At 65.7% G+C, this 6,139-nt stretch carries 5 protein-coding genes; 4 read left to right on the forward strand and 1 reads right to left on the reverse strand.

Going from position 1 to position 6,139, the window contains the following annotated elements:
• Positions 1-250: 250 nt before the first annotated feature.
• Positions 251-2,119, forward strand: a complete 1,869-nt coding sequence (locus VD972_RS24300) for an amidohydrolase (RefSeq protein WP_324990861.1) — start codon at positions 251-253, stop codon at positions 2,117-2,119.
• Between the two features lie 15 nt (positions 2,120-2,134).
• Here VD972_RS24300 and VD972_RS24305 read toward each other — a convergent pair whose 3' ends face one another.
• Entirely contained in the window at positions 2,135-3,628 is a 1,494-nt protein-coding gene (locus tag VD972_RS24305; RefSeq protein ID WP_324990863.1) for an alpha/beta hydrolase, read from the reverse strand.
• A gap of 35 nt (positions 3,629-3,663) precedes the next feature.
• Between VD972_RS24305 and VD972_RS24310 the strand changes: the two genes are divergently transcribed.
• The 3 genes from VD972_RS24310 to VD972_RS24320 all read left to right on the forward strand — a co-directional run.
• On the forward strand, positions 3,664-4,608 hold the full coding sequence (locus tag VD972_RS24310; RefSeq protein WP_324990864.1) for a LysR family transcriptional regulator: 945 nt from the start codon (positions 3,664-3,666) through the stop codon (positions 4,606-4,608).
• Positions 4,609-4,732: 124 nt separating this feature from the next.
• Positions 4,733-5,455, forward strand: a complete 723-nt coding sequence (locus VD972_RS24315) for a sulfite exporter TauE/SafE family protein (protein ID WP_324990866.1) — start codon at positions 4,733-4,735, stop codon at positions 5,453-5,455.
• 344 nt (positions 5,456-5,799) lie between these two features.
• Positions 5,800-6,139: hypothetical protein (locus VD972_RS24320; RefSeq protein WP_324990868.1), on the forward strand; the 340-nt coding region annotated here is incomplete at its 3' end.

Consider the following 6,139-nt stretch of genomic DNA (forward strand, 5'->3'; position numbering starts at 1 on the left):
CTCAACCCGACCTTGGCGCGAATTCAACACCTATGCACTCTGAGTGAAGTCGTCACGTATGCTGGGGGACCCCTTTGAGGAGCCCCCCCTGAACCGATTCCCACGCCGAGAGCTGCTGGTTCGCTGTTACCCCCTGCCACGTTCCCTTGCGCTCTTCGCAGCGCTCGCGCTCCTGGGCGCGTGCACGACGAAGGGAGGAACAGGCGCTGGTGGCGGTGGAACGACGATCTTCGTTGGCAAGATCCTCACCATGGACGATCAGGGCACGATCGCCGAGGCCGTCTCCGTGGACGCGCTCGGCCGCATCCTGAAGGTGGGGACCGAGAAGGACGTGACGGCGGCGCTGGGGACGGGTGTGGAGATCGTACGCCTGGCGCCACAGCAGGTGCTGATGCCGGGATTCATCGAGCCGCACATGCACCTGCTGCCGACGCTGATCCAGAGCCTGCCAGTCATACACAACCTGGCGCCCTGCCTGCCTCTGCCGTACGCGGCGGCGAATACCTCCAACTGCCAGAACGATCTGCTGGGCGCCCTCATGACGATGAAGCTGGCCCCCTCCGGGAAGATCAAGGACCGGGAGTTCTCCATGGCCATGAACCTGGACCCGTCGCGGCAGCAGTTCATCCCGGGCGCGTGTGGAGGGAAGGGGGCGGTGTCCTTCATGGACCAGCCGATGCTCTATATCGAGGCGTGTGTGGGCAAGGATCGCCCGGTGATCATCCTGGACCAGTCCGGCCACCTGGCCTACGTGAACCGGCAGGCGTTCGAGGTCACCTGCGCCGAGCTGGCCAAGGGCCAGGACAAGGACAAGGGCAAGCTGTGTGACCCTCCCTCGTCGGTCACTGAAAACGGGGGAGAGTGGGTGAAGGTGAATGGGGAATACACGGGGCTGATCCGCGAGGCTCCGGGCTTCCAACCGTTCCTCCAGGCCATGACGAAGGGCCTCCCGCTGGGGCTGCTCCAGCCGCACCCGGTGGAGTATGTCGAGAAGCTCCTCGAAGACTCCGCGAAGGACCTGGAGCAGTCCATCCTGGCGCTGCGTGGAGCCGGGCTCACGACGATTGCGGACGGCGGCCTGTCGAGCGTGTCACAGATCAACGCCGTGAAGTTCCTGGCGGAGCGAAAAGACTTCCCAGTGCGAGTCACAGGGCTCGTCCGCTACGACATCGCTTCCCAGCAGAACCTCACACCGACCGGGCCTGCCTGCCATCCGAGCAAGGATCCCCAGTGCAAGCTGCCGAAGTGGTTGGGAGCAAGCGGCATCAAGCTCTGGGTGGACGGTTCGACGCAGGGCTGCACCGCGCTGCTCGAGCTCCCCTATCGGTACCAGGACACCGGGCACTGCCAGGGGGCCAAGGAGGGCCGGGCCGACTTCACGAGCGCGCAGGCCATCATCGACGGCCTGAGTCCGCTCTGGAAGACGAAGTCCTGGCGGTTCCAGATGCATGCCAACGGCAACAAGGCGAACCAGTGGGCCATTGATGCGTTCACGCAGCTCCAGCTGCAGGAGGTGAACCCTCACGGGGTGCTCTTCATCCACAATACGGTGGGGTCAGAGGAGGTCTCCCGGCAGATTGGCAGCATGCGCAAAGGCACCTTCGTCACGAAGGACGGCAAGGCGGTGCCAGCGATGGACGCGCGGGTGACGCACCTCATCGGTCATGTGGCCTACTGGGGCAACTCGTTCGAGCAGATCCTGGGAGCAGATGCGCGCAACATCGACCCAGTGGCGTTTGATCGCCAGAACGGCATTCCGTTCTCGCTCCACAGCGACTCGATGGTGACACCGTCGCGCCCGCTCTGGTTCGTGGAGCAGGCCGTCACACGGCGGACGTGGGTGTATCCGGAGCTCGAGAAGAGCTACGTGCTCGGTGCCGAGCACGCGGCGACGATCGAGGAGGCGCTGCGAGCGATCACCGTGGAGCCGGCCCGACAGCACGAGCTCGACGGATGGTTGGGCACCATCGAGCCCGGGAAGGTGGCTGACTTCGTCGTGCTGGGAGCCAACCCGCTCGACTTTAATCCCGCCAAGGGGGGAGATCCGACGAAGATCAGCCAGATCCAGGTGGTCCAAACGTACCTGAACGGCCAGCCCACGGCAGGTGGTAGCAAGTAAGGATTCAGCTCCACCTCACGGCTGAGGGCGCGGCGCGCTCAGGCTGAAGTCGGCTCCACGGAGCTTGAGCGCGCAGTCGACAGAGGGCGCAGCGCCTGGGTGACGCAGAAAGGCCATGATGATCTGCGCGCCACAGGCACTGAACGCGGCTCCGTGGCTTCGGCCCCGGAGCTCGACGTAGTGCGCGTTCGGCATCGACTCGAGCAGCTGGCGCCCCCAGTCCGGCGGCGTGTCCGGATCGAATTCGCCCGCGAAGACCAGCGTCGGCACGTCGCTCTTCACCGGCTCGTTCTCCACGGCCGGGGCAGCGGTGACGTTCCATGCGCGGCACACCTCCGGTGGCGCCGCCCCTTCGTCGATGCCGCCGAGCCCCAGGGCAGGAGAGAGCTGCGCGGCCATCCGACCAGGGTTCTCGAACGGGAACTCGTCCGCGCACCACACCGAGTAGCGCAGTCCCCAGCTGAAGGATGAAGGGCCCAAGGCGTCCTTCACCAGCGGCGCCAGCTCCTGGTAGTTGCCTGCCGCCGCGTTGCTGATGATTCTCGGAACCAGGGGAATCCGCTCGACGTCGTGCAGCGCCGAGTAGATCGCTTCGACCACCTGCGCGCCGCGGATCTCCGCGGGTCGGCCTCCGGTGGAGGAGGCTTCCAGCGGGAGCTTGAGGGGGCGGCGATCGGCAGCGGCAATCAGCTGTGCGAAGCGCTCTCGCAGATTGGGATGCGCGGCGCCGCATTCACGATCGATCGCACATCCGTCGAACACGAGGTTCAGTACCCGCAACAGGTTCAACGTCGCGACTTCATCGAAGTTCACCTCAGGCGGCAGTACCGAGTCCAGGACGACGCTGCGGACGCCGGAGGGGTGCTTGCGCAAGACGGTCAACATGAGCCGCGTGCTGTACGAGATGCCGTAGAGATTCCACTTCTCGTAGCCGAGCGCTCGCCGGAGATCCTCGATATCGTCCGCGGTGGCATCGGTCGTGTAACCGTCGAGGTCGATCCCCGTTGAGCTCAGCGCTGCGCGGCAGCGCCCAGCCGCCTTCGCCAGCGCATCGACGGCCTGCTGACCTCGCAAACGGCCCGCGGCCCGTTCTCCCGCGATGGCGTTGATCTCCGGGCACTCGAGCGCGGGTCGAGCGAACCTCGCGCCACGAGGCTCGAGGACGATGAAGTCGAGATCGTCGAGCAGCTTGATGCCTTTGCCGGAGCGCCGGTGGGCGACCGCACTGCCCCCTGGGCCGCCAGGCATGAACAGGATCGGCTCGGCCGCCGGCGCCGAGGCGCGACTCCTGAAGATCATGACGGGCAACCGGATCGAGCGCGTGTCCGCCTTGCGCCGGTTCTCTGGCACGATCAGCACGCCGCAATCGATGCGCTCCTCGGGCACGACCTCGACAGGGCAGGCTGCGCGCTCAAAATGAGGGACCGCGGTTGACGTCGCTTTCGCGGCACCGGACGATGAAGCCACCAACGGCAGCGACAGCATCGCCACGAAGGACACGAAGTGCATGGGCATGTGACCGTTAGATAAGAGTGCCGAGGGCAGTGTCCAATACCGATTTCCTGGCCTGTGATAACGAAGTGATCTCACCGATTCTCGACGCCCGCCGCCTGACCTGCTTCATCGCTGTCGCGGAGACACTGCACTTCCGCAAGGCCGCCGAGCGGCTCCGCCTCGCGCAGCCCGCGCTCAGCCGGCAGATTCAACGACTCGAAGCAGACCTCGGATGTCAGCTCCTCCGACGCGATCGCCGGCGCGTCGAGCTGACGCCTGCGGGGCTCGCGCTGCTCGACGCTGGCCGGCGCGCCCTCGTGCACTTGACGCACGCGGCCGAGGCAGCGCAGCGTACTGCCTCAGGCCAGGTGGCGCTGCTCCGCGTTGGGTTTCTGAGCCCCGCGGCATTCGCGATCGTGCCGGAAGTCCTTCGGCGGCTGCGCCTCGAGCATCCCGATGTCTATCTCGTGCTCCGCGAGGGCGACAGCGTCACCCTGCTGGAGGAGGTGCGGCTCGGCCTGCTCGACGTGGCCTTTGTGCGCGGTCCGATCACGGCGCCGGGTGTCCGCATCGACACGCTGCGCCGGGAGCCACTCGTCCTGGTGCTACCGTCCAGCCACCGGCTCGCGCGGCGCACCCAGGTCTCGCTCTCGCAGCTGGCCGACGAGCCCTTCATCGGATTTCCCCGCGACACGGCGCCGTCACTGCACGACGCCATCACGGGCATGTGCATGGAGGCAGGGTTCACGCCGTCCTTCGTGACGGAAGCGGGCGAGTGGTACACGATTGTCAGCCTCGTCGCCGCGGGGATCGGGCTGGCCATTCTCCCCGAGTCGATCCGAACGTTCGCGCGGCAGGGCGCTGTCTACAGACCCATGTCGGGTGTGCAACGGCACGTGGATCTGGCCATCGCGCGACGGCCAGTGCCGCCCGGCGCAGCCCTGCGAGCCTGCCTTCAGATTGTTTCGCAAGTCACAGCCGTGAGGCTTCTGTAGGAGGCTCGAGCATCTTCTAACACCCCCTCCACTCAATTCCTTACATCCCGGAGAAGGTGGACGTCAGCCCCTCCCGATATAGATCAGATCTTTTGAACTGAAAACGTTGGGTTGGAGGTTCGCCATGATCCTGGTAGCGCTGGCCGCAGCGGCTCTCGCTTTCTTCCTCTCCGCTGCGGCTGGCTTTGGCGGGTCGCTGGTCCTCGTACCCATCCTCGCGCTGCTGCTGGGTCCCAAGGAAGGAGTTGCGCTCTCCGCGCTCCTCCTGGCTGGCAATAATGTTGCCAAGATCATTGTCTATCGCCACACCCTTCCGTTCCGGGCGGCCCTGCTTGTCATGCTCCTCACGGTCGTAGGCGCTGCACTGGGTGCGAGGCTATTGCTCGCAGCGCCGGAGCGGTGGGTGCAGATTGCCTGCATTGGTGTGCTCCTGCTGTCCTTCTTGTCCGAGAACCCCTTCCGGGCTGGAGAGGAACCCAAGCGGACCCCTCGGTGGCTTGCGCCCATCCTGGCGTTCTTCGCCGGCGCCACCTCGGGCTTCTCTGGAACGTCTGGCCCGCTCAAGGGCGTCTCCCTGCGCGCACTCCACCTCGATCGACGTCAGCTGGTGGGCGCCGCTTCCCTGGTGTCCCTCGCTGGCGACCTGACGAAGACGGTCGTGTTCGCCAAGGCCTCCCTGCTGGACACCGAGGGATGGACGGTCGCCCTGGCTGCTGTCCCGCTCATGCCCCTCGCGGCTCTCGCTGGGAGCCGGGTGAACGCTCGCCTGGGGGAGCGTGCGTACACCGCTCTGTTCTGGGTCGTCATGACCGGCTACGCGGCGCGCCTCGTCCTCTCCAAGTCATGAGCCAGGCCTCCAGCCCCAGCCATGGAACTACCAGGCGGGTCCTACGTGGCTCCGGTTCAGCTTGTATTACGCTGAGAAGAGCACCTCGGGCGTCTGGCTTTTGGAGCCCGTTTCAGAATAACCAGTCGGGTCGTTCTCATTGTTAACAGAATCGGTACACTGCTCGACGCTGAAGTCTTCCACATCCTCGGGCGCTGGAGCGAAGAGGTTGTGCGCTCAGCCTGCGCTCTGTCTGCCTTTGCGGAATTCTTGAAATACATTGCAGCCTGTTGAATGAGCCCGTGGGGACTGCCCGTCTGCGATCAGCAGACCGGACAGCTCGACGGCGGGAGAGGGAACATCGCGTGCTTGTTCGTCCCATGATCGGTGGCTGGGAGCCTCCGCGTATCGAGCGTATTGCCTCGCTGGAGTCACGGCGGCTGGCGGTGCTCCCGGTCCCGGGGCTCTCCGGCGATCTGCACCAGGATCTGGGCCGCGGCGCGGTGGCGGTGGAGCTCACCGGCTCGCTCTGGGGCGACGAGGCGCGCGACCAGCTCCTGGCCGACTTGCGCGAGAAGTTCCAGGCGGGCGAGCCGGTCGAGTTCGTTGCCGACATCGTCAACGAGTCCGAGCTGGAGCAGGTGGTCATCGAGTCGCTGGCGTTCGAAGAGGACGCCGTATCGCCCGAGGTGTTCCGCTACCGCA

The sequence above is a fragment of the Hyalangium sp. genome, assembly GCF_035629615.1.
Classification (GTDB): Bacteria; Myxococcota; Myxococcia; order Myxococcales; family Myxococcaceae; genus Hyalangium.